This window comes from Lactobacillus sp. WILCCON 0149 (assembly GCF_057197965.1).
This window is the reverse complement of sequence record NZ_JBUBHO010000001.1, coordinates 268,790-287,349: the sequence shown is the minus strand read 5'-3', so window position 1 is coordinate 287,349 and position 18,560 is coordinate 268,790. Positions and strand designations below refer to the sequence as shown.

Here is an 18,560-nt window from a genome sequence, read left to right as displayed (position 1 = left end):
TAGTAAGGAAAAATCTTATCTCTTTTATATAGAAAGAAAGGTTCAACATGTTAGAAAAAGTTACCGTTGACCCAAGCTTTTGGGAGCTCTTCCCTGACGCGCAAGTAAACATCATGCTCGTCAGCGGCATCGACAACCACGACACTGACGACAATCTGGCCCGCCGGCGCAAGCTGCTCAGAGAAGGCAGCGACAAGGCGGAAGACTTCCTGGGTGCCGCAGCTTTTGCCAAGAACCCAGTTGTTGCTGAATGGCGGCAAGCCTACCAGCAATTCAAAAAGAAGAAAGGCGTCCGGGCTTCCATCGAAGCTCTTTTGAAGCGGATCGACAAGGGCGAAGATTTGCGGCCGATTTCACCATTGGTTGATGTCTACAACTCAGTTTCCCTGGCTCATGGGGTGCCAATCGGCATCGAAGACCAAGACAAGCTGGCCGGCACCATGCACCTGGGTCAAGTTCATGAAGGCCTGGCCTTCCAGCCAGTCGGCGCTGACAAGGACGAACCGACCCTTGAAGGCGAAGTTGCCTGGTACGACGACCAAGGTGCCGTCTGCCGCTGCCTCAACTGGCGGGATGCCCAAAGAACCATGCTGGATGAAGATTCAACTAAGGGCGTAATCGTAATTGAATCTGTCAACGCTGACCAGGCGCAGCGGGCTAACGAAGCCATGAGCGACTTGGAAAAGCTTTTGGAAGAATTCTTCGGCATCAAGCCGGACAAGTCTGTTGTCTTAACCAAGGACGCGCCAAGCGTAGACGTTGACTAAAAAATTATCAACAAGTTTTCCACAAACAAAAAGTCTTACCCGTCAAAGGTAAGACTTTTCTATTGCCTATGTTTCTTTAATTACATTAATTCTTTTCCTGACCCCAGACCTTTTCCCCGCCAATCCAGGTGGAAGCCGGCTTGACCTTGGCTAAGTCCTCCGCCTTCTGGCTGAAGATGTCTCTGTCCAAGATGACAAAGTCGGCGTCCTTGCCCAGCGTCAAGGTCCCGTTATTGACAAAGCCACCCATCTTAGCCGCGTCTCTGGTATAAGCCAGGATGGCCCGGGCAACGGAAATACCTTCATCTTCGTTGATGAAGCCGCCTGCTGCCGTGTGCCGGGTCACTGCCGCGTAGATTCCGTAAAATGGACTGTCCGGTTCTGCCCATGGGGTGCATGGAGCGTCTGAACTGAGGCTGAAGAGAATATTTTCTTGGTCTAAGCTCTTGATCCGGTAGGCCATCTTCAGCTGATCCGCTGACAAAAACTGCCGGTAGGAATCCTCTTCGGCGAAGAAGAAGATCGGCTGGGTAGAAACAGCCAGGCCAATTTTTGCCTCCTTCAGCTCCTTGAGCATGGAGTCAGACAAAAGTGAAGCATGCTCGATTCTGACTGACGGCTGACATTCAAGCCAAGGGTCCATATTTTGGCAAACATCAATCACCCGCTGAATGGCCGCGTCGCCCATGGCATGAACCGCGACCTGCAGCTTCTTTTCTCTGGCATAAGCGATGATTTCCCGCAGGCGGTCCTCACTGGTTAATGCTACCCCCTTTTTGCCAGATGGGAAGGCATCCTTCATCAAGGCCGTTTCACCGGAAATGCTGCCATCCATAAAGACCTTAAGCCCGGCTACCCGCAGGCGGTCGCTCTCTTCGATCTCAAAGGGTCCGGAAATTTCATCAGCCACGTAATAGATGGCCGACTTAGGCTTAAAGCCCTGCTTGTAGGCATCTTGGTACAAAGAAAGAGTGGCGTAAGGGTGAAGGCGGCCCATCATTTCCCCGATGGCCACCAGGCCGTTTTCCAGGTAGTGGCTGGATGACTTGACCAGATTGGCCACGTCGTTTTCATAAGACAAGGCAGATTTGGCCCGGATCAAAAGCTGGCTGGCCGCGACCTCCCGCATGAAGCCAGTTGGCCGACCGGAAGCATCTTTTTCAATCTTCCCGCCTGCTGGGTCCGGCGTATTCTCATCAATTCCCGCTAATTCCAGGGCCCGGGAATTGCCCACTGAAGAGTGGCAGTCAGACCGGTACAAGAAGATCGGCTGGGTGGTTGACACCTGGTCCAAGTCATCTCTGGTCGGGCTCCGGTGTTCAGCCAGCTTGCTTTCGTCAAAGCCCCAGCCTTCAATCCAGACATCAGGCCCCTGGCCATATTCCGGAGTATGGCGGAGAGCTTCCTGCATCTCACTAATACTGTTGACCAAAGGCGGGGTGCAAGCTGCCCCATGCAGGGCATCGGCAATGTACTTGGGGTGGGTATGGTTGTCAATCAGACCTGGCAGGACGGTTTGACCTTGAAGATCAATGATCTCCCCCCGGCCCTTTTCCCCAATAGCCACGATCTTGCCGTCTTCAACCGTAATTGAATCGGTAAAGGCCGTCTCATTTTCCCCGGTAAAAATTTTCCCGTTTGCAAAAGTTCGGCAGTTCATCTTTTTCTCCTGTTTTCCTATTAATCCTATTTTTTGTTCTAGATATTAACCGCTTACAATTTTATTCTACTCGAAAACTGTACAAATAACAGTAAAAATTAGGCAAATAGAAAGCAAGACAAGAAAAAAAGAGCCAGACTTCCGTCTGACTCTTGTCTCGCGCGGCAGCTTCCTATCCTCGCAGGCAGTTTCCCACCAACTACTTTCGGCGTTAAGAAGCTTAACTGCTGTGTTCGGCATGGGAACAGGTGTATCCTTCTTGCCATTGCCACCGCACTCTTGCTTGAGCTTGCACGCTCAAAACTGAATATCTCTTCCAAGTCAAAACCTTCATTGCTTCGCTCTTTTGGTCAAGTCCTCGACTGATTAGTACCGGTCCGCTCCAAAGCTCACGCTTCTTCCACTCCCGGCCTATCTACCTCATCGTCTCTGAGGTGTCTTACTTTCTTGAAGAAATGGGAAATCTCATCTTGAGGGGGGCTTCGCACTTAGATGCTTTCAGCGCTTATCCCGTCCGCACATAGCTACCCAGCGATGCCTTTGGCAAGACAACTGGTACACCAGCGGTGCGTCCATCCCGGTCCTCTCGTACTAAGGACAGCTCCTCTCAAATTTCCTGCGCCCACGACGGATAGGGACCGAACTGTCTCACGACGTTCTGAACCCAGCTCGCGTGCCGCTTTAATGGGCGAACAGCCCAACCCTTGGGACCGACTTCAGCCCCAGGATGCGACGAGCCGACATCGAGGTGCCAAACCTCCCCGTCGATGTGAACTCTTGGGGGAGATAAGCCTGTTATCCCCAGGGTAGCTTTTATCCGTTGAGTGATGGCCCTTCCATGCGGTACCACCAGATCACTAAGCCCTACTTTCGTACCTGCTCGAGTTGTCTCTCTCGCAGTCAAGCTCCCTTTTACCTTTACACTCTGCGAATGATTTCCAACCATTCTGAGGGAACCTTTGGGCGCCTCCGTTACACTTTAGGAGGCGACCGCCCCAGTCAAACTGCCCGTCAAACACTGTCCTCGGTCTGGATCACAGGCCTGAGTTAGAGCATCCGTCAAGCAAGGGTAGTATCCCAACAGCGCCTCAGATAAGACTGGCGTCCTATCTTCTCCGGCTCCTACCTATCCTGTACATGCTTGACAGATACCCAATATTAAACTGCAGTAAAGCTCCATGGGGTCTTTCCGTCCTGTCGCGGGTAACCCGCATCTTCACGGGTATTATAATTTCACCGAGTCTCTCGTTGAGACAGTGCCCAAATCATTACACCTTTCGTGCAGGTCGGAACTTACCCGACAAGGAATTTCGCTACCTTAGGACCGTTATAGTTACGGCCGCCGTTTACTGGGGCTTCAATTCAAACCTTCGCTTGCGCTAAGCTCTCCTCTTAACCTTCCAGCACCGGGCAGGTGTCAGCACCTATACTTCATCTTACGATTTTGCAGATGCCTGTGTTTTTGATAAACAGTTGCTTGGGCCTTTTCACTGCGGCTGATCTTGCGACCAGCGCCCCTTCTCCCGAAGTTACGGGGCCATTTTGCCGAGTTCCTTAACGAGAGTTCTCTCGCTCACCTGAGGATACTCTCCTCGACTACCTGTGTCGGTTTGCGGTACGGGTGCACCGTCTCTGGCTAGAAGCTTTTCTCGGCAGTGTGACGTCGCAGCCTTCGCTACTTTAACTTCGCTCCTCATCACGCCTTGTCCTTATGAAAGCAAGCATTTGACTCGCTCTCAGACTTGACGCTTGAACGTGGTATCCAGCACCACGCGCTGCTAGCCTCCTGCGTCCCTCCATCGCTCATAACGATTCGGTGCAGTACAGGAATCTCAACCTGTTGTCCATCGACTACGCCTCTCGGCCTCGCCTTAGGTCCCGACTTACCCTGGGCGGACGAGCCTGCCCCAGGAAACCTTAGTCTTGCGGCGGACAGGATTCTCACCTGTCTTTCGTTACTCATACCGGCATTCTCACTTCTAGAAGCTCCACATGTCCTCTCGGTCATGCTTCACCGCCGCTAGAACGCTCTCCTACCACGTGCATAATGCACATCCACAGTTTCGGTATCATGCTTAGCCCCGGTAAATTTTCGGCGCGGCGTCACTCGACTAGTGAGCTATTACGCACTCTTTGAATGATGGCTGCTTCTGAGCCAACGTCCTAGTTGTCTGCGCAACTCCACATCCTTTTCCACTTAGCATGAATTTTGGGACCTTAACTGGTGATCTGGGCTGTTTCCCTTTCGACTACGGATCTTATCACTCGCAGTCTGACTCCCGCACATAAATGTCTGGAATTCGCAGTTTATCTGAATTCAGTAACCCTTGACGGGCCCCTAGTCCAAACAGAGCTCTACCTCCAGCATCCTCTTTGCGAGGCTAGCCCTAAAGCTATTTCGGAGAGAACCAGCTATCTCCAAGTTCGTTTGGAATTTCACCGCTACCCACAACTCATCCCCGCAATTTTCAACTTACGTGGGTTCGGTCCTCCAGCGCGTTTTACCGCGCCTTCAACCTGGTCATGGGTAGGTCACTTGGTTTCGGGTCTGCGTCAGCCAACTGCTCGCCCTCTTCAGACTCGCTTTCGCTGCGGCTCCGTCTTTTCTGACTTAACCTTGCTGACTAACGCAACTCGCCGGTTCATTCTACAAAAGGCACGCCATTACCCGTTAACGGGCTTTGACTACTTGTAGGCACACGGTTTCAGGTTCTCTTTCACTCCCCTCCCGGGGTTCTTTTCACCTTTCCCTCACGGTACTGGTTCACTATCGGTCACTGGTTAGTATTTAGCCTTGCGAGATGGTCCTCGCGGATTCAAACGGGATTTCACGTGTCCCGCCCTACTCAGGATACTGATAGGCCTTCTTTGGATTTCGCTTACGGGGCTCTCACCCTCTCTGGCGCGTCTTCCCAAACGCTTCTGCTATCCTCTGAAGTGCCACGACTCAGTCCTACAACCCCGGCAGATAAATCTGCCGGTTTGGGCTCTTTCCTGTTCGCTCGCCGCTACTTGGGAAATCGATATTTCTTTCTCTTCCTGCAGCTACTTAGATGTTTCAGTTCACTGCGTGTTCCTTTCTTGTGCTATGTATTCACACAAGAATAGCATGTCTGCACATGCTGGGTTCCCCCATTCGGAGACCTCCGGATCAAAGCCTACTTACGGCTCCCCGAAGACTTTCGCGGTTAGTCGCGTCCTTCATCGGCTTCCAGTGCCAAGGCATTCACCGTGCGCCCTTCTTCACTTGACCTTGCAAGTTTTGTTCTTTCGAACTCTCTCGGTCGCTTTGCAATGTTTTCATTGATCTCAATGATTCTCGGTTTTTTCTTGGAATTAAGATATTCAGTTTTCAACGTACAAACTTGGCCTTGTGGCCAATGGAGGCAAACGGGATCGAACCGATGACCTCCTGCTTGCAAAGCAGGTGCTCTCCCAGCTGAGCTATGCCCCCGTAAATATCAACTTTTAAGATGTTACTCCATCTTAGCCGAAATGTAAAGACTTTTCTTCGCATTTCAATGGGCCTGGATGGACTTGAACCATCGACCTCACGCTTATCAAGCGTGCGCTCTAACCAGCTGAGCTACAGGCCCAAGTTCTTATTGTTGGTACTCTCAAAACTGAACAAAGTTTCTTTTGCAGTGTGCTTTCGTAACTCACAATCGTCTATTAGTGTTCCCACTCTCTGATTGTGTGTCTTTCCTTAGAAAGGAGGTGATCCAGCCGCAGGTTCTCCTACGGCTACCTTGTTACGACTTCACCCCAGTCATCTGCCCTGCCTTAGGCGGCTGACTCCAAAATGGTTATCCCACCGACTTTGGGCATTGCAGACTTCCATGGTGTGACGGGCGGTGTGTACAAGGCCCGGGAACGTATTCACCGCGGCGTGCTGATCCGCGATTACTAGCGATTCCAGCTTCGTGCAGGCGAGTTGCAGCCTGCAGTCCGAACTGAGAACAGCTTTAAGAGATCCGCTTGCCCTCGCGGGTTCGCTTCTCGTTGTACTGCCCATTGTAGCACGTGTGTAGCCCAGGTCATAAGGGGCATGATGACTTGACGTCATCCCCACCTTCCTCCGGTTTGTCACCGGCAGTCTCTCTAGAGTGCCCAACTTAATGATGGCAACTAAAGACAAGGGTTGCGCTCGTTGCGGGACTTAACCCAACATCTCACGACACGAGCTGACGACAGCCATGCACCACCTGTCACTGCGTCCCCGAAGGGAAAGACTTATCTCTAAGTTTTGCGCAGGATGTCAAGACCTGGTAAGGTTCTTCGCGTTGCTTCGAATTAAACCACATGCTCCACCGCTTGTGCGGGCCCCCGTCAATTCCTTTGAGTTTCAACCTTGCGGTCGTACTCCCCAGGCGGAGCGCTTAATGCGTTTGCTGCGGCACTGAGAACCGGAAAGTCCCCAACACCTAGCGCTCATCGTTTACGGCATGGACTACCAGGGTATCTAATCCTGTTCGCTACCCATGCTTTCGAGCCTCAGCGTCAGTTGCAGACCAGAGAGCCGCCTTCGCCACTGGTGTTCTTCCATATATCTACGCATTCCACCGCTACACATGGAGTTCCACTCTCCTCTTCTGCACTCAAGAATGACAGTTTCCGATGCAGTTCCACGGTTGAGCCGTGGGCTTTCACATCAGACTTATCATTCCGCCTGCGCTCGCTTTACGCCCAATAAATCCGGACAACGCTTGCCACCTACGTATTACCGCGGCTGCTGGCACGTAGTTAGCCGTGACTTTCTGGTTGATTACCGTCAAATAAAGACCAGTTACTGCCTCTATCCTTCTTCACCAACAACAGAGCTTTACGATCCGAAAACCTTCTTCACTCACGCGGCGTTGCTCCATCAGACTTGCGTCCATTGTGGAAGATTCCCTACTGCTGCCTCCCGTAGGAGTTTGGGCCGTGTCTCAGTCCCAATGTGGCCGATCAGTCTCTCAACTCGGCTACGCATCATTGCCTTGGTAGGCCTTTACCCCACCAACTAGCTAATGCGCCGCGGGCTCATCCTAAAGTGACAGCTTGCGCCGCCTTTCAAACTTGAATCATGCGATTCATGTTGTTATCCGGTATTAGCACCTGTTTCCAAGTGGTATCCCAGTCTTTAGGGCAGATTGCCCACGTGTTACTCACCCATCCGCCGCTAGCGTCCAACAAATCATCCCGAAGGAATCTTTGAATTCAGCTCGCTCGACTTGCATGTATTAGGCACGCCGCCAGCGTTCGTCCTGAGCCAGGATCAAACTCTCAATTTGAAAATTGAGCCTTTTTAATCTGCTCCAGATTATTTGCTTGCGAATTGACTTCGCTTATTTGTTTGGATCAAACAATGTTTGACCCGCACACTGCGAAACTTTGTTCAGTTTTCAAAGTACCAACTTGCGTCTTAGTGACGCAACGTTTTATATCTTACTCGCTTGTTTGATTATTGTCAACAGCTTTCTGATATTTTCTTTTTTGCCTCCGCGAGACTTGCTTGTCTCATGCGGCAACAAATATTAGTATACTAGCTTTTTTTGATTCGTCAAATTTGCTTTTTCATTCGTTTTATGATTGGTGCACCCGGCGGTGTTGTTGTTACGCACCTTTCTCTTCCAGTTGCAATAAATCGGATTAGCTGTATTTTTTCTTTTTTTAACAGAAGATTGTTCTTAATTTGCTTGTTTTTCTCTGGAAAAGCCGGAAAAATTTCTGCGATTTTTTCTAAAAAACTGGGCAAAAGAAAAATGGCGACCTAAGTCACCATTTTCTTCACTCCATTATTCTCTTTTGTATTCTTTTTTCTTTTCTCTTTTCTTATCTTGCTCAACTTATCTCTGCAGCTTGGCTACCAGCTTGTTTGGCAAAACGAAGCTCTGGCTGCCCATGGACATTGGCCCCACTTCACCTTGGTTAAAGACGATAACCACCTGGTTCTTCTTGTTGATGTAGAACTGCTGGTTCTTCTTGATTTGGCTGAAGCCGTCCGGGTCGCCATTTTGCTTAAGGAAGTAGCTCTTGTTCTTGTCAGCCTTCATCTCCTGCTTCATCTGCTTGATGATGTTCTGGCTGATGGCCTTTTGGTAGTTGCTACCGCTCTTGAACAAGTCGCCCAGCTTGACCTGCTTGCCGCTAAGACGTAGTAGCGGCTGCTTTCGCCGCTGTCGGCTTGGGTTTGCACGGCCGTCAGCTTGATCACGTACCAGTAGCGGTTGTTAGTTACTTGCTTAGTCTTGACTGTCAAAGAGCCATAGCCGCCCTTCTTCAGAGAAGCCTTGAATTCCTTGGTCAAACTGTCAGTTTCCTTGGCAATTTCCCGGTTGACTGCCTGGCTGCTCTTCTTGGCCTCCTTGGCTGCCGGCCCGGTCACCCCGCTGACAGCAACTTTGTCAACGGAAATATCGGCTGAATGCTTGCGGCTTTCGTAGTGGTAATCGCGGAAGGTCACCAGCTTGAAGTAGTTACCCACAACTGGCAAGTTCTGCATAGCATTAGCCACCTGCGGACTCGTGTTTGGCAAAATCACGCTGAAAGCAGCCGCTGCCGCGATCCCTGCCACCAGGCGGACCCACGGCTTGCGCTTGGCGGACAAAGGAACGACCTTCTTTTGCCCCCGGCCGGCTGCTGCCTCCACGATATACTCAGTCTTGATTCCGCCCATTGCATCCATTAAGTCAGTGTTTTTCATAATAGTATCCCCTTTAAATAAACTTTTCTTCTTGCAGTTTTTTGCCCAGCTTGCGCCGCATCCGCATCAAAGCCACCTTAACGGCTGATGTTGTCATCCCGTTAGCCGCGGCAATGTCGCTGATGGCGTCCATGTAAAAATACCGCTGAACAAAAATAATTCTTTTTTCTTTTGGCAGGCCTGCCAGAAAATCATTGATGATCTCCGTCAAAGCGCTGCTCTCAATCCCTTCCAGCTCTGGCTGCTCCTGGACCGCGCCGGATGACTCTCCAATTTCATCCAGCGAGGCGGTATATTGATCCCCAGCCCGTTTCTGCCGGTTTTGGTCGCGGACCATGTTCAAGGCTCCGTTGCGCGTGACGCGCCCCAGGTAGGCCAAGAGGCTCTGCGGCCGCTTTGGCGGAATCGTGTTCCAGGCTTTCAGCCATGTATCGTTCAGGCACTCCTCAACGTCCTCCTTATCCCGCAAGATGTTGCGGGCAATCGTTGAGCAATATGCCCCATATTCACTCTGGACTGAAGTGAGCGCAGCTTCGTCTCTGGCGAAGAACTGCTCGATGATTTCAGTTTCTCTCACTGTCTTTTTCCGTCCTTTTACTTTTTGTTTTTCGAGGCCCTCATCTCCTCTACCCTAATAGACACCTAAGGGAGCTGAAAGGTTACACTTTTGCAAAAAGTTTTTTAGAAAAAATTTCCACGCAAAAAGGAACCCCTCCGCGGAGTTCCTTTATGACTAGTGCCACTTAACTTCTGGCGTGATCTTGGTCATGCCGTGCATGTATGGGCGCAAAGCTTCTGGTACGGTAACCGTGCCGTCTTCGTTTTGGTAGTTTTCCAAAATAGCGGCAACCGTCCGGCCAACAGCCAGGCCTGACCCGTTCAAAGTGTGGGTCAATTTAACCTTGCCGTCTTCGTCCCGGTAACGGATTTGTGCCCGGCGGGCCTGGAAGTCAGTACAGTTGGAGCAGGATGAGATTTCCCGGTAAGTGTCTTGGGCTGGCATCCAGACTTCCAAGTCGTAAGTCTTGGCACTGGTGAAGGATGCATCCCCGGTTGACAAGGCTACGACCCGGTACGGCAGACCCAGCTTTTGCAGCAGGTGTTCAGCGTTGTGGGTCAGGTTTTCCAGTTCCTTCCAGGATTCTTCCGGCTTAACGACCTTAACCATTTCCACCTTGCGGAATTCGTGCATCCGGATCAAGCCCCGGGTGTCGCGGCCAGCTGAACCAGCTTCACTTCTGAAGGCTGGTGACAAAGCAGTCACGTTGATTGGCAAGTTCTTGCCATCGATGATGTCGCCTCTGAAGTAGTTGACCAAAGGAACTTCAGCAGTTGGAATCAAAGTCAGGTTCCGCGGTACTTCTGGGTCGTCATTTTCAACGATGGTGTAGACGTCTTCAGTAAACTTCGGGAATTGGCCAGTACCTTGCATTGAGTCGTTGTTGACCAAGGATGGGGTGATGACTTCAGTGTAGCCTTCGCTGGTGTTTTCATCCAGGAAGAAGTTGTAAACGGCCCGTTCCAAGAGAGCGCCGGCACCCTTGTAGTAAACGAAGCGGGCTGCGGAAACCTTGCTTGCCGCGTCCCAGTCCAGGATGTTCAAGTCAGTGCCCAGGTCCCAGTGAGCCTTTGGTTCATAGTCAAACTTGGTTGGTTCGCTCCAGCGGCGGACTTCTTCGTTGTAGCTTTCGTCAGGGCCAATTGGGTCTGAGTCAGCTGGGAAGTTTGGCAAACGAAGCAGGATGTATTCTTGCTTTTCCTGCAGTTCATCAACTTCTTGGTCCAATTCCTTGATCTTGGCACCGACTTCACGCATGTTGGCGATAGCTTCGCTGGCATCTGCCTTTTCCCGCTTGGCGGCAGCAATCTTCTTTGAAACTTCGTTTCTTTCTGCCTTCAAGTTTTCAGCTTCTACCATAGCTTGCCGGCGCTTGGCGTCGATAGCTACCAGTTCATCCAATTGCTCAGGCTTGATGCCCCGAGTTGCCAACTTTTCCTTGGCCCAGTCAAGATTCTCGCGAATGACCTTAATATCCAGCATATATAACCTCCGAAAAAATAAAAAAGCCGGTCCGTCCCAGTCTTGGGACGAATCGGCGCACGGTTCGCGGTACCACCCAGTTTCGGCTCAAAGAGCCGCACTCAGTTGGGCGCTAACGGTGCCCGGCCGTGCAATGATTAATTGCCCACACTAATGAAATCTGGAAGCGACCGCCGTCCGCTCTCAGCATACGCGGACTCTCTGTCGGCAGTCTAAGGATTTCGTGTTTGTCTCTATTCTATGCTATTCGGTCCGTTTTAGCAAATAATACTTGGCCGAAAAATCCAAAAAAGGGGGAATTTTCCGGTAATCGACTTCATACATCTGCCGAAAGCCCAGTTTTTGCAATAAATGCTGAGGCCGCAAATTGTCCGACCGGCAGCCGGCCCAGATTTCCTTGATCTCCGGATCTTTAAAAGCTTCCGCCAAAAGACAATTGATGCTTTCAGTCATGTAGCCCTGCCCCTGGAATTTTTTGTCCAAAAGAAAGCCCAGCTCCCGGGACTGGCCATCCCGGGGATATAGTTCCAGCAGGCCAATTGCCTGGCCATTTTTTAAGCAAATCATGTAGCTGGCCGGTCGTCTCTGGTAAGCTAAGGCCCCTTCTTCAGCTTCAAGCATGTTCCGGTAGTGGGCAAAGCCTGCCGTTTTCTGGTAGTAGGGATCCTGCCCCCAAGACAAAAGCAGGTCAGCATCTTCCGGCCCGACCGGCCGCAAATATATCCGCTCGCTCTCCATCACATCAGCCTCATGATCCAGCGGGCCCCGTAGACCAGGCCCAGGCTGTAAGCCGCGATGGTCCAAGGCTTGCAGAGGACGATGATCCAGAAGTAGGTCCAAGGCTTCATTTCCGTCAGACCCGCCAAAAGGCAGAGCAGGTCATCCGGGGCAACCGGGGCCAGGATGCAGATGGCGAAGAACCAGTTGAACTTCTTTTGGTTCTTGGTCCACTTGGTATACTTCTCCAGGCTCTCTTCCGACACGATGTGCAGGATGAAGGACTTGCCATAGTAGCGGGCCAGGAAGAAGTTGATCAAGGAGCCGATGACGATCCCGATATAGTTGTAGATAAAACCAGGTCCAGCGCCGAAGAAGACAACCCCAGCCAAAAGGGAGACCCCGCCGGGGATAATCGGGATCACGACCTGGATGATCTGAATCAAAACAAAGATAAAGGGACCCAGGATCTTTTTGTCAGCCAAATAGGCGCTCATCTTGGCCTGGCTGGTAAAAATCCCCAGCTGGTACCAATAGATGCAGAGGCCAATGATCACGATGGTTGAAATAATGGTCAGCCGGTTGATCAGCTTGCGGCTTTGTTCGTAACTCATGGTCTTTTCCCCCTAAAAACAAATTCCAGGATAATTTTAGCAAAAAGCCTCCCCCCTCCACACTAGTTTGCTTCGGGCTTTAAATAAACTTATGTATGCTGCCTTCTTTTCCCTTGCGAAAAAAGACAAAAAGCAAGCAGAAGTTATTGCTTTGAGTATATAATTAAGTTAGGATAAAAAATCAGAATTCAAATCAGTTCAGAAAGGAAAAATGAGATTATGGTTGTGACTGTTAACAATATCGCTTATGACCTCAAGCACGGCCTAAAGACCGACATCTATTATCCCAACGATACCGACTCACAGACAAAAATCCTCATTCTCTGGCACGGCGGCGGCTGGTTTAGGGGAAGCAAAAATGGCGTCAGAGACGTGGCAATCGACCTGGCCAACGCTGGCTTCATGACCTTCGTGCCCGACTACCGGCTGGCTCCAGCTGACCATTTCCCAGCTGCCCACGAGGATGCCCTTAACTTCGCGGCCTGGCTTTTGGCTTCAAACTACACCGATGAGGGCGATGAAAACAACATCGTCCAGATCGGCGCCAGCTCCGGCGGCACCCTGGCCTTGAAAGTCGCCGGCATGTACGGCTTCCCGACGGTCACCTGGTCAGCCCCTGTCGACTTCAGCAGCTGGCTGGCCGACCACCAAGAGGTCAAGCCTTCAGTCAATGGCAAGGAAGAACTGGGCTTGACCACCCAGCAGGCCATCAATGAAGCCTTTTACAAGTACTTTGTCTTGACCTACGCCGGCAGCGAGGACTCTGACCTTTTGGCCGACCTGGATGCCCAAAGCTACGACTATACCAAGTTGAGCCGCCTGCTCATGATGAACTCAGCGGCTGAACTGACCGACCTGGCCGGCGTTACTGAATTTGCCGGCCGCCTGGCTGGCCGCGGCCACCAGGTTGACCTGGAAATTATCCCCGGTCATGGCCACGCCATGGACTACGGCCGGGATTATCTCAGGGAAAGCATAACTTATCTCAACTATGCCCTCAGTCTGAAAACAGGAAGCGATTAACCATGATAAACATTGAAAAATTCATCAAAATCCGCAAGTCGCTCAAGCTGTCGCAAAATGAGCTCTGCAATGGGATCTGCACCCAGTCAACCTTGAGCAAGTTCGAAAACAACGGGCAGATTCCTTCTTTCAAGATCCTCAAGCAGCTCTGCGAGCGGATGAACATCTCCTTATCTGACATCATGCTGACCAGCACGGAAAGCGAAATTGCCCAGAAGCTTTTTTCCGCGGACTTCTGCTTCATCACTTATGACTATGACCAGGTCCGCAAGATCCTCAAGCAGGTCAATGAGAAAAAGATCCGCGACAAGCAAGACCTTCTCCACTACAACTACCTTTGCGGGCAGCTGGCTCTGGACGGGGACCACAACGAAGTCTCGGCCCTTTTCTACTTCAACAATATCCTGACAACCGACAACCTTAAGGCCGGCAACATCTACCGCCTCCTGGCCCTTAAAGGCTGCAGCCAGGTTTATGCCAGCCAGGACATGGGCAAGGCCTCTCATTACTTTGACCAGATCCTGGACCAGATCAAGAAAGTCGAAATCAAAGACAGCTTGAGAGAACTCCAGGTCATGTCCATTTTGACGGCGGCCGGCGAATTCTACGGGCAAAGCGGACAGTACAAACATGCTGACGACCTGCTCAACTATGCCTACGAGCTGGCTTCCGAACATCATGTGGTCTACTTTTTGGCCCGGGTCCTTTACCAGCTGGCCTTAGACGACCTGGCCCAAAAGCGGTCCATGAATACGGCCCTGGAGCACCTGCACGACGCCCTGGCATTCGCCCGCTTGAACAAAAACGAGGTTATCCTCAAAGAAGGCGGCAAGCTCCTCAAAGAACTCGAAGAGAAAGCATAAGAAAACGGTCAATCGCGAGATTGACCGTTTATTTTTGCCTTAAATGGTGCCATAGCCAGTCAGCGGCCGGCATGGGCAGTTGTTAAAGTCGTAAGTCTTCAAGAGTTCCAGTTCCTGGTCGCCCTTGATAAAAGCCGTTGCCCCTTCAGACAGCATCAGGTTCATGATCGGCTTCTTTTCCGGGTGGTTAGTGAAAGGTACGATGATGACCGGCTTGTTCTGCGCCCGCAAAAAGCCGATTTCAAAGGCGCAGCCATCATCCAGTTCATCCATGTCGTAAAGGAAGAGGCCGCAATTTGCCATGGACAGGCCGTTGATGTCGTTTTGGAAGGTCTGCTGCTTCCAAAAGAGACTCCGTTCATCCCCAAAGCCGACATTCGGGTCTTCCGCCGGGTCGGTTACCTGCTGGTCAAAGGGAAAATGAACGTGCTCGACCGTCGGGTTGGCCGCCAAGTATTCGCGGACCTGCTTGGCCCGGGCTTGATGGTGGTCGCGGTGAAAAGATGAACCTAAATAAATACGTGCAGTTGCCGTCATGAATCCTCCTAGTGGACGCTTAAATAATCTAACATGGTGTAAATGGCGCGCTTATTGGCGCTTGGCAAAGGCTGGGCCAGAATCTCGGCTGGAGTCTGGTGTAAGTCATTGCCGCTTTCGGCGTAGGCGCCGTCATTGATGACGATTTCGCGGACGTTGTCAGCCAAGGGCTCTAAGTGAAACTGCAGGCCGATCACGTTGCCATTGACCAAAAAGCCCTGGTTGGCCAAGAGGTCGCTGGAATAGAGCAAGTGGCTGCCAGCTGGCATTTCAAACATGTCCTGGTGCCAGTGCAGGGCCAGGAGCTTGTCTGGCAAGTCACCGATCGCATCACTTTGCTTGTAGACCGGAGCCCAGCCGACTTCCTTGTGGGCAGCCGGGTGCACGCTGCTGCCTAAGCAGATGGCAATTTGCTGGGCACCCAGGCAAATGCCGAGAATTGGCAGGTGCTGCTTGAGGCAGTCCTTGATCAATTGCCGTTCTTCTTTAAGCCAAGGCAAGTCGTCGCCCGGGCTCATCGGCCCGCCCAAAACGACCAGCATGTCGGTTTCATCAGCTTTCGGAAAAATGCCGAAAGTTTCCGGATGATATACATAGACTTTGTTGCCCCGGTCTTCGGCCCAGGCCTTGATGGCCCCCGGCCCCTCATTCGGGGTGTGCTGCAAAACGTTGATCCGCATAATCTCGTCCTTTCAATTTTTAAATATTTTACCATGCTGGCAGGATTTTTTCATTAAAGGAGAGATTTTTACCAAAAAATTGAAAAAATTGCCGTTAAAATATTCCTTCAGATAATAAAATTATTTCAGCCTTTAGCTATACCAAATATCAGAAAGCGGTTTATACTAGAGAGAGGGATATTTGTGAATCTTACACTAGATTGGCGCTAAAGGCCGGTCTGATCAACTTTTAATTCGAAAGGATGAAGAAAACAGCTATGGCAAAATACGAATCAGTGAACCCATATACCAATGAAGTCTTCGCGAGCTACGAGAACCCGACTGACCAGCAGATTGAAGAATCTCTGGCCTTAGCCCACGCCCTCTACAAGAAGTGGCGGCATGAAGAACCGAGCAGCCGGGCAGCCATTTTGAAGGACATCGCGGCCAAGTTCCAGGAAAAGGAAGAAGAAATGGCCAAGACCATGACCCTGGAAATGGGCAAGAAGCTCAGCGAGGCCAAGGAAGAAGTTGAGATCTGCATCGGCATCCTCAACTACTACGCCGACCACGGCCCGGAACTTTTAAAGCCGGTCGACCTGCCCAACCCATACGGCCGCGCCTACTACTTAAAGCAGGCTACCGGGGTGATCATGGCCTGTGAACCATGGAACTTCCCTCTTTACCAAGTCATCCGGGTCTTTGCCCCGAACTTCGTGGTCGGCAACCCGATGCTGCTTAAGCACGCCCACAATGTGCCAACTTCTGCTGCCCTGGCCGCCAAGATCGTGAAAGCTGGCGGGGCGCCGGAAGGCAGCTTGATCAACCTTTACCTCAGCTACAGCCAACTGGACCAGGTCATTGCTGATCCGCGGGTGCAAGGGGTAGCCTTGACCGGGTCTGAAAGAGGCGGGGTGTCCGTAGCCGAAAACGCCGGCAAGAACTTGAAGAAGTCCACTATGGAACTGGGCGGCAACGATGCCTTCATCGTCTTAAGCGACGCTGACCCAGCAGTTTTGAAGGCAGCCTTGAGCGACGCCCGCAGCTACAATAATGGCCAGGTCTGCACCTCATCCAAGCGGATGATCGTTTTGGCCGACCGCTATGAAGAAGTTTTGGCAGACATGAAGGAAATCTACTCTGGCCTTAAGTGGGGCGATCCGCTGGAAGACTCCACTACCCTGCCGCCGATGAACTCCCAAGCCGCAAAAGAGAAGCTGGCCAAGCAGGTTGAAGCGGCAATTGCCGGCGGAGCCAAGGTTTACTACGAGTACCCGGAAATTGACGCCCCAGGTGCCTTCAGCCGGCCAATTATTTTGACGGACATGACTAAGGACAACCCAATGTTTGACCAGGAAATGTTCGGGCCAGTCTGCGTGGTTTACAAGGTTAAAGACGAGGCTGAAGCCATTGCCTTAGCCAACGACTCCAGCTATGGGCTGGGTTCTTCCGTCATCTCCAGTGATATCAAGCATGCTGAAGAAGTAGCCAGCCAGATTGAAACCGGGATGACAGTCATCAACGGCCGCTGGATCACTGACGGCAGCCTGCCATTCGGCGGGGTCAAGAAGTCAGGTTACGGCCGCGAGCTCAGTCCTTTGGGCCTGGACGCCTTCGTCAACGAGCACCTGGTGATCGACTTTACTGACCAAAACAAGCAGTAAACAGATCTAACTCAATCTCTTTCAATTACACTTACTTTTACTTTTTTCTTTTAATCTTTATTACATTACCTACTTTCTTTTTAGTGTTTCTTTTGTACTAATTCAAATTTTCTACTCTTTAGTTTTTGTTTTTTCACGAATCTCCAAGTAGAAAAATAGCAAGAAAAGGCCGCTGGTCACTCAGACCAGCAGCCTTTTTTCTGCTAACAAAAACTATTCTTCGTTATTTTGATCTGCCTTAACCATTGGCTGGAACATGTTGATGCCGGCCAAAACCGTGGTCAAGCAAGAGACCAGGATCAAGAGGTAGCCGGAAATGCCGATAGCCACGGCATAGCTCTTCAAGCTGGAAACAGCCTGGCTTAAGTAGCTGGTCGCGCTAGTCGTCTGGGCCAATTGGTAAAAGAGGTAGATCAAGACCAGGCTTTCGACCAAGGACAAGGCAAAAGCCCGGACCCGGGAGACCCTGGTATTCTGGCTGACGGCCAGCATGATGAAGACCGGCAAGAGCAGGAAAACCGCCAGGAAGAGGTAAAGAATCAAGGCGGGAACGATCTTGCCCGCCGTGATCTGCCTGTTGGCGACTTCAAAGAAGACGCTGGCCACGGTCAGCTTGCTGCTGGAGGTTACGAAGCCTGTCCCCAGGAAAAGGAGGACCAAGGTGATCAAGCTGGTCAAGAGAATGGAGAGCTGGATGACACCAAAATTCCGCGGCTTCTTGGTCTTCTTCTTCACCTTTTCCACTTTGGCTTCAAATTTCGGGTGGGACTCGGTAAACTCTTCATTCTTCTCCTCAATTTCGTTTTCCTTGTCGTCAAAGGCATTGAAGACCTTGGAGCCCCAATTTCGGATATACTCAGTCAAGTTCCGGTCAGCCGTGTATTCGCCCTGGGAGTCCCGGTGGCCAGTCCAGATAAGCAGAGCCATGGAGACAGCAAAAGCCGTCCAGCCCAGGGTCCGGGAGAAACTCATGATGATCAAGAGGCCCACGCCGACCAGGAAGGCGATTGTGGTGTTGTCTCTCAGCCACTGGATCATTTTTTCCACGGTTGGGTTGCCGGTAAAGGCATTCTGCTCCTGCTTTTGCCGGTAGGCGGACCGGCTGAGCTTGCCGGATGGATCTTTTTCCAAAGTCCGGTCAGCTTCTTCCCTGTTTATTTCAGTTCTTTCCACATTTTCGGCCGCGGCTTCTTCAGTAAAGTAGTCGCGGCGGTATTTCTCCACATTGAATCCACAGTTCGGACAGGTCTTTTCCTGGCCAGTCAGGGTCTGTCCACAGTTGGGACATTTTTTCATAGTAATCGTCCTTTGCTAGTGTTTCTTTTTCCAC

Annotated in this window: 12 protein-coding genes, 2 tRNA genes, 3 rRNA genes and 1 pseudogene; 4 read left to right on the top strand and 14 right to left on the bottom strand. The window is 51.3% G+C overall.

Translation table 11 applies throughout. The annotated features are described in order from the left end of the window. Nucleotides 1-47: 47 nt before the first annotated feature. A complete protein-coding gene (locus ACYVUV_RS01340) occupies nucleotides 48-767 on the top strand; it encodes a B3/B4 domain-containing protein (RefSeq protein WP_439775622.1) in 720 nt (239 codons plus the stop codon). An 85-nt stretch (nucleotides 768-852) separates the two neighbouring features. Here the strand turns inward: ACYVUV_RS01340 and ACYVUV_RS01335 are convergent, their stop codons facing one another. The 11 genes and pseudogenes from ACYVUV_RS01335 to ACYVUV_RS01285 all read right to left on the bottom strand — a co-directional run bounded on the left by ACYVUV_RS01335 (nucleotide 853) and on the right by ACYVUV_RS01285 (nucleotide 12,484). After that, nucleotides 853-2,427 carry an amidohydrolase gene (locus tag ACYVUV_RS01335; protein WP_484498919.1) on the bottom strand — a complete coding sequence of 525 codons (1,575 nt, stop codon included), beginning with the start codon at nucleotides 2,425-2,427 and terminating at the stop codon, nucleotides 853-855. Between the two features lie 159 nt (nucleotides 2,428-2,586). Next, nucleotides 2,587-2,703, bottom strand: a 5S ribosomal RNA gene (gene rrf, locus ACYVUV_RS01330). A 70-nt stretch (nucleotides 2,704-2,773) separates the two neighbouring features. Further along, nucleotides 2,774-5,680 (bottom strand): 23S ribosomal RNA (locus ACYVUV_RS01325). Nucleotides 5,681-5,808: 128 nt separating this feature from the next. After that, nucleotides 5,809-5,881, bottom strand: a tRNA-Ala gene (locus tag ACYVUV_RS01320). Nucleotides 5,882-5,949: 68 nt separating this feature from the next. Beyond that, nucleotides 5,950-6,023, bottom strand: a tRNA-Ile gene (locus ACYVUV_RS01315). A gap of 114 nt (nucleotides 6,024-6,137) precedes the next feature. Next, nucleotides 6,138-7,700: ribosomal RNA gene (locus ACYVUV_RS01310) — 16S ribosomal RNA — on the bottom strand. Together the 16S, 23S and 5S rRNA genes with 2 tRNA genes alongside form the textbook arrangement of a ribosomal RNA operon. A 555-nt stretch (nucleotides 7,701-8,255) precedes the next feature. Beyond that, nucleotides 8,256-9,112, bottom strand: a pseudogene (locus ACYVUV_RS01305) (RsiV family protein). A gap of 13 nt (nucleotides 9,113-9,125) precedes the next feature. Further along, nucleotides 9,126-9,689: an RNA polymerase sigma factor gene (locus tag ACYVUV_RS01300; RefSeq protein ID WP_439776357.1), complete on the bottom strand. Its 564-nt coding sequence runs from the start codon at nucleotides 9,687-9,689 to the stop codon at nucleotides 9,126-9,128. A gap of 156 nt (nucleotides 9,690-9,845) precedes the next feature. Then, nucleotides 9,846-11,153, bottom strand: a complete 1,308-nt coding sequence (gene serS / locus ACYVUV_RS01295; RefSeq protein WP_439776358.1) for a serine--tRNA ligase — start codon at nucleotides 11,151-11,153, stop codon at nucleotides 9,846-9,848. Between the two features lie 243 nt (nucleotides 11,154-11,396). Beyond that, nucleotides 11,397-11,891 carry a GNAT family N-acetyltransferase gene (locus ACYVUV_RS01290; protein ID WP_439776359.1) on the bottom strand — a complete coding sequence of 165 codons (495 nt, stop codon included), beginning with the start codon at nucleotides 11,889-11,891 and terminating at the stop codon, nucleotides 11,397-11,399. After that, nucleotides 11,891-12,484 (bottom strand): TVP38/TMEM64 family protein, encoded by a 594-nt coding sequence (locus ACYVUV_RS01285; RefSeq protein ID WP_003616018.1) that lies wholly within the window; start codon nucleotides 12,482-12,484, stop codon nucleotides 11,891-11,893. The genes ACYVUV_RS01290 and ACYVUV_RS01285 overlap by 1 nt, the downstream gene beginning before the upstream one ends. A 219-nt stretch (nucleotides 12,485-12,703) precedes the next feature. On the opposite strand from ACYVUV_RS01285, the gene ACYVUV_RS01280 reads away from it, so the two are divergent. Beyond that, nucleotides 12,704-13,507, top strand: coding sequence for an alpha/beta hydrolase (locus ACYVUV_RS01280; RefSeq protein WP_439776360.1), 804 nt, complete (start codon nucleotides 12,704-12,706; stop codon nucleotides 13,505-13,507). A gap of 2 nt (nucleotides 13,508-13,509) precedes the next feature. After that, a complete protein-coding gene (locus ACYVUV_RS01275; RefSeq protein ID WP_439776361.1) occupies nucleotides 13,510-14,370 on the top strand; it encodes a helix-turn-helix domain-containing protein in 861 nt (286 codons plus the stop codon). A 39-nt stretch (nucleotides 14,371-14,409) separates the two neighbouring features. Here the strand turns inward: ACYVUV_RS01275 and ACYVUV_RS01270 are convergent, their stop codons facing one another. Together ACYVUV_RS01270 and ACYVUV_RS01265 are read right to left on the bottom strand one after the other, a co-directional pair. Continuing rightward, nucleotides 14,410-14,907, bottom strand: coding sequence for a nucleoside 2-deoxyribosyltransferase (locus ACYVUV_RS01270; protein WP_439776362.1), 498 nt, complete (start codon nucleotides 14,905-14,907; stop codon nucleotides 14,410-14,412). Between the two features lie 8 nt (nucleotides 14,908-14,915). Further along, nucleotides 14,916-15,587 (bottom strand): type 1 glutamine amidotransferase, encoded by a 672-nt coding sequence (locus ACYVUV_RS01265; protein ID WP_439776363.1) that lies wholly within the window; start codon nucleotides 15,585-15,587, stop codon nucleotides 14,916-14,918. Nucleotides 15,588-15,844: 257 nt separating this feature from the next. Here ACYVUV_RS01265 and ACYVUV_RS01260 point away from each other — a divergent pair, with 257 nt between their 5' ends. After that, on the top strand, nucleotides 15,845-17,230 hold the full coding sequence (locus ACYVUV_RS01260) for an NAD-dependent succinate-semialdehyde dehydrogenase (protein ID WP_439776364.1): 1,386 nt from the start codon (nucleotides 15,845-15,847) through the stop codon (nucleotides 17,228-17,230). A 213-nt stretch (nucleotides 17,231-17,443) separates the two neighbouring features. On the opposite strand, the gene ACYVUV_RS01255 is transcribed toward ACYVUV_RS01260, so the two are convergent. Continuing rightward, nucleotides 17,444-18,526, bottom strand: a complete 1,083-nt coding sequence (locus ACYVUV_RS01255; protein ID WP_439776365.1) for a zinc ribbon domain-containing protein — start codon at nucleotides 18,524-18,526, stop codon at nucleotides 17,444-17,446. Nucleotides 18,527-18,560 lie beyond the last annotated feature (34 nt).

Bases quoted from the DNA above. Each gene is read 5' to 3' on its own strand.
- ACYVUV_RS01340 (WP_439775622.1), top strand. From the start codon at position 48: ATGTTAGAAAAAGTTACCGTTGACCCAAGCTTTTGGGAGCTCTTCCCT.
- ACYVUV_RS01335 (WP_484498919.1), bottom strand. From the start codon at position 2,427: ATGAACTGCCGAACTTTTGCAAACGGGAAAATTTTTACCGGGGAAAAT.
- serS (WP_439776358.1), bottom strand. From the start codon at position 11,153: ATGCTGGATATTAAGGTCATTCGCGAGAATCTTGACTGGGCCAAGGAA.
- ACYVUV_RS01290 (WP_439776359.1), bottom strand. From the start codon at position 11,891: ATGGAGAGCGAGCGGATATATTTGCGGCCGGTCGGGCCGGAAGATGCT.
- ACYVUV_RS01285 (WP_003616018.1), bottom strand. From the start codon at position 12,484: ATGAGTTACGAACAAAGCCGCAAGCTGATCAACCGGCTGACCATTATT.
- ACYVUV_RS01280 (WP_439776360.1), top strand. From the start codon at position 12,704: ATGGTTGTGACTGTTAACAATATCGCTTATGACCTCAAGCACGGCCTA.
- ACYVUV_RS01275 (WP_439776361.1), top strand. From the start codon at position 13,510: ATGATAAACATTGAAAAATTCATCAAAATCCGCAAGTCGCTCAAGCTG.
- ACYVUV_RS01270 (WP_439776362.1), bottom strand. From the start codon at position 14,907: ATGACGGCAACTGCACGTATTTATTTAGGTTCATCTTTTCACCGCGAC.
- ACYVUV_RS01265 (WP_439776363.1), bottom strand. From the start codon at position 15,587: ATGCGGATCAACGTTTTGCAGCACACCCCGAATGAGGGGCCGGGGGCC.
- ACYVUV_RS01260 (WP_439776364.1), top strand. From the start codon at position 15,845: ATGGCAAAATACGAATCAGTGAACCCATATACCAATGAAGTCTTCGCG.
- ACYVUV_RS01255 (WP_439776365.1), bottom strand. From the start codon at position 18,526: ATGAAAAAATGTCCCAACTGTGGACAGACCCTGACTGGCCAGGAAAAG.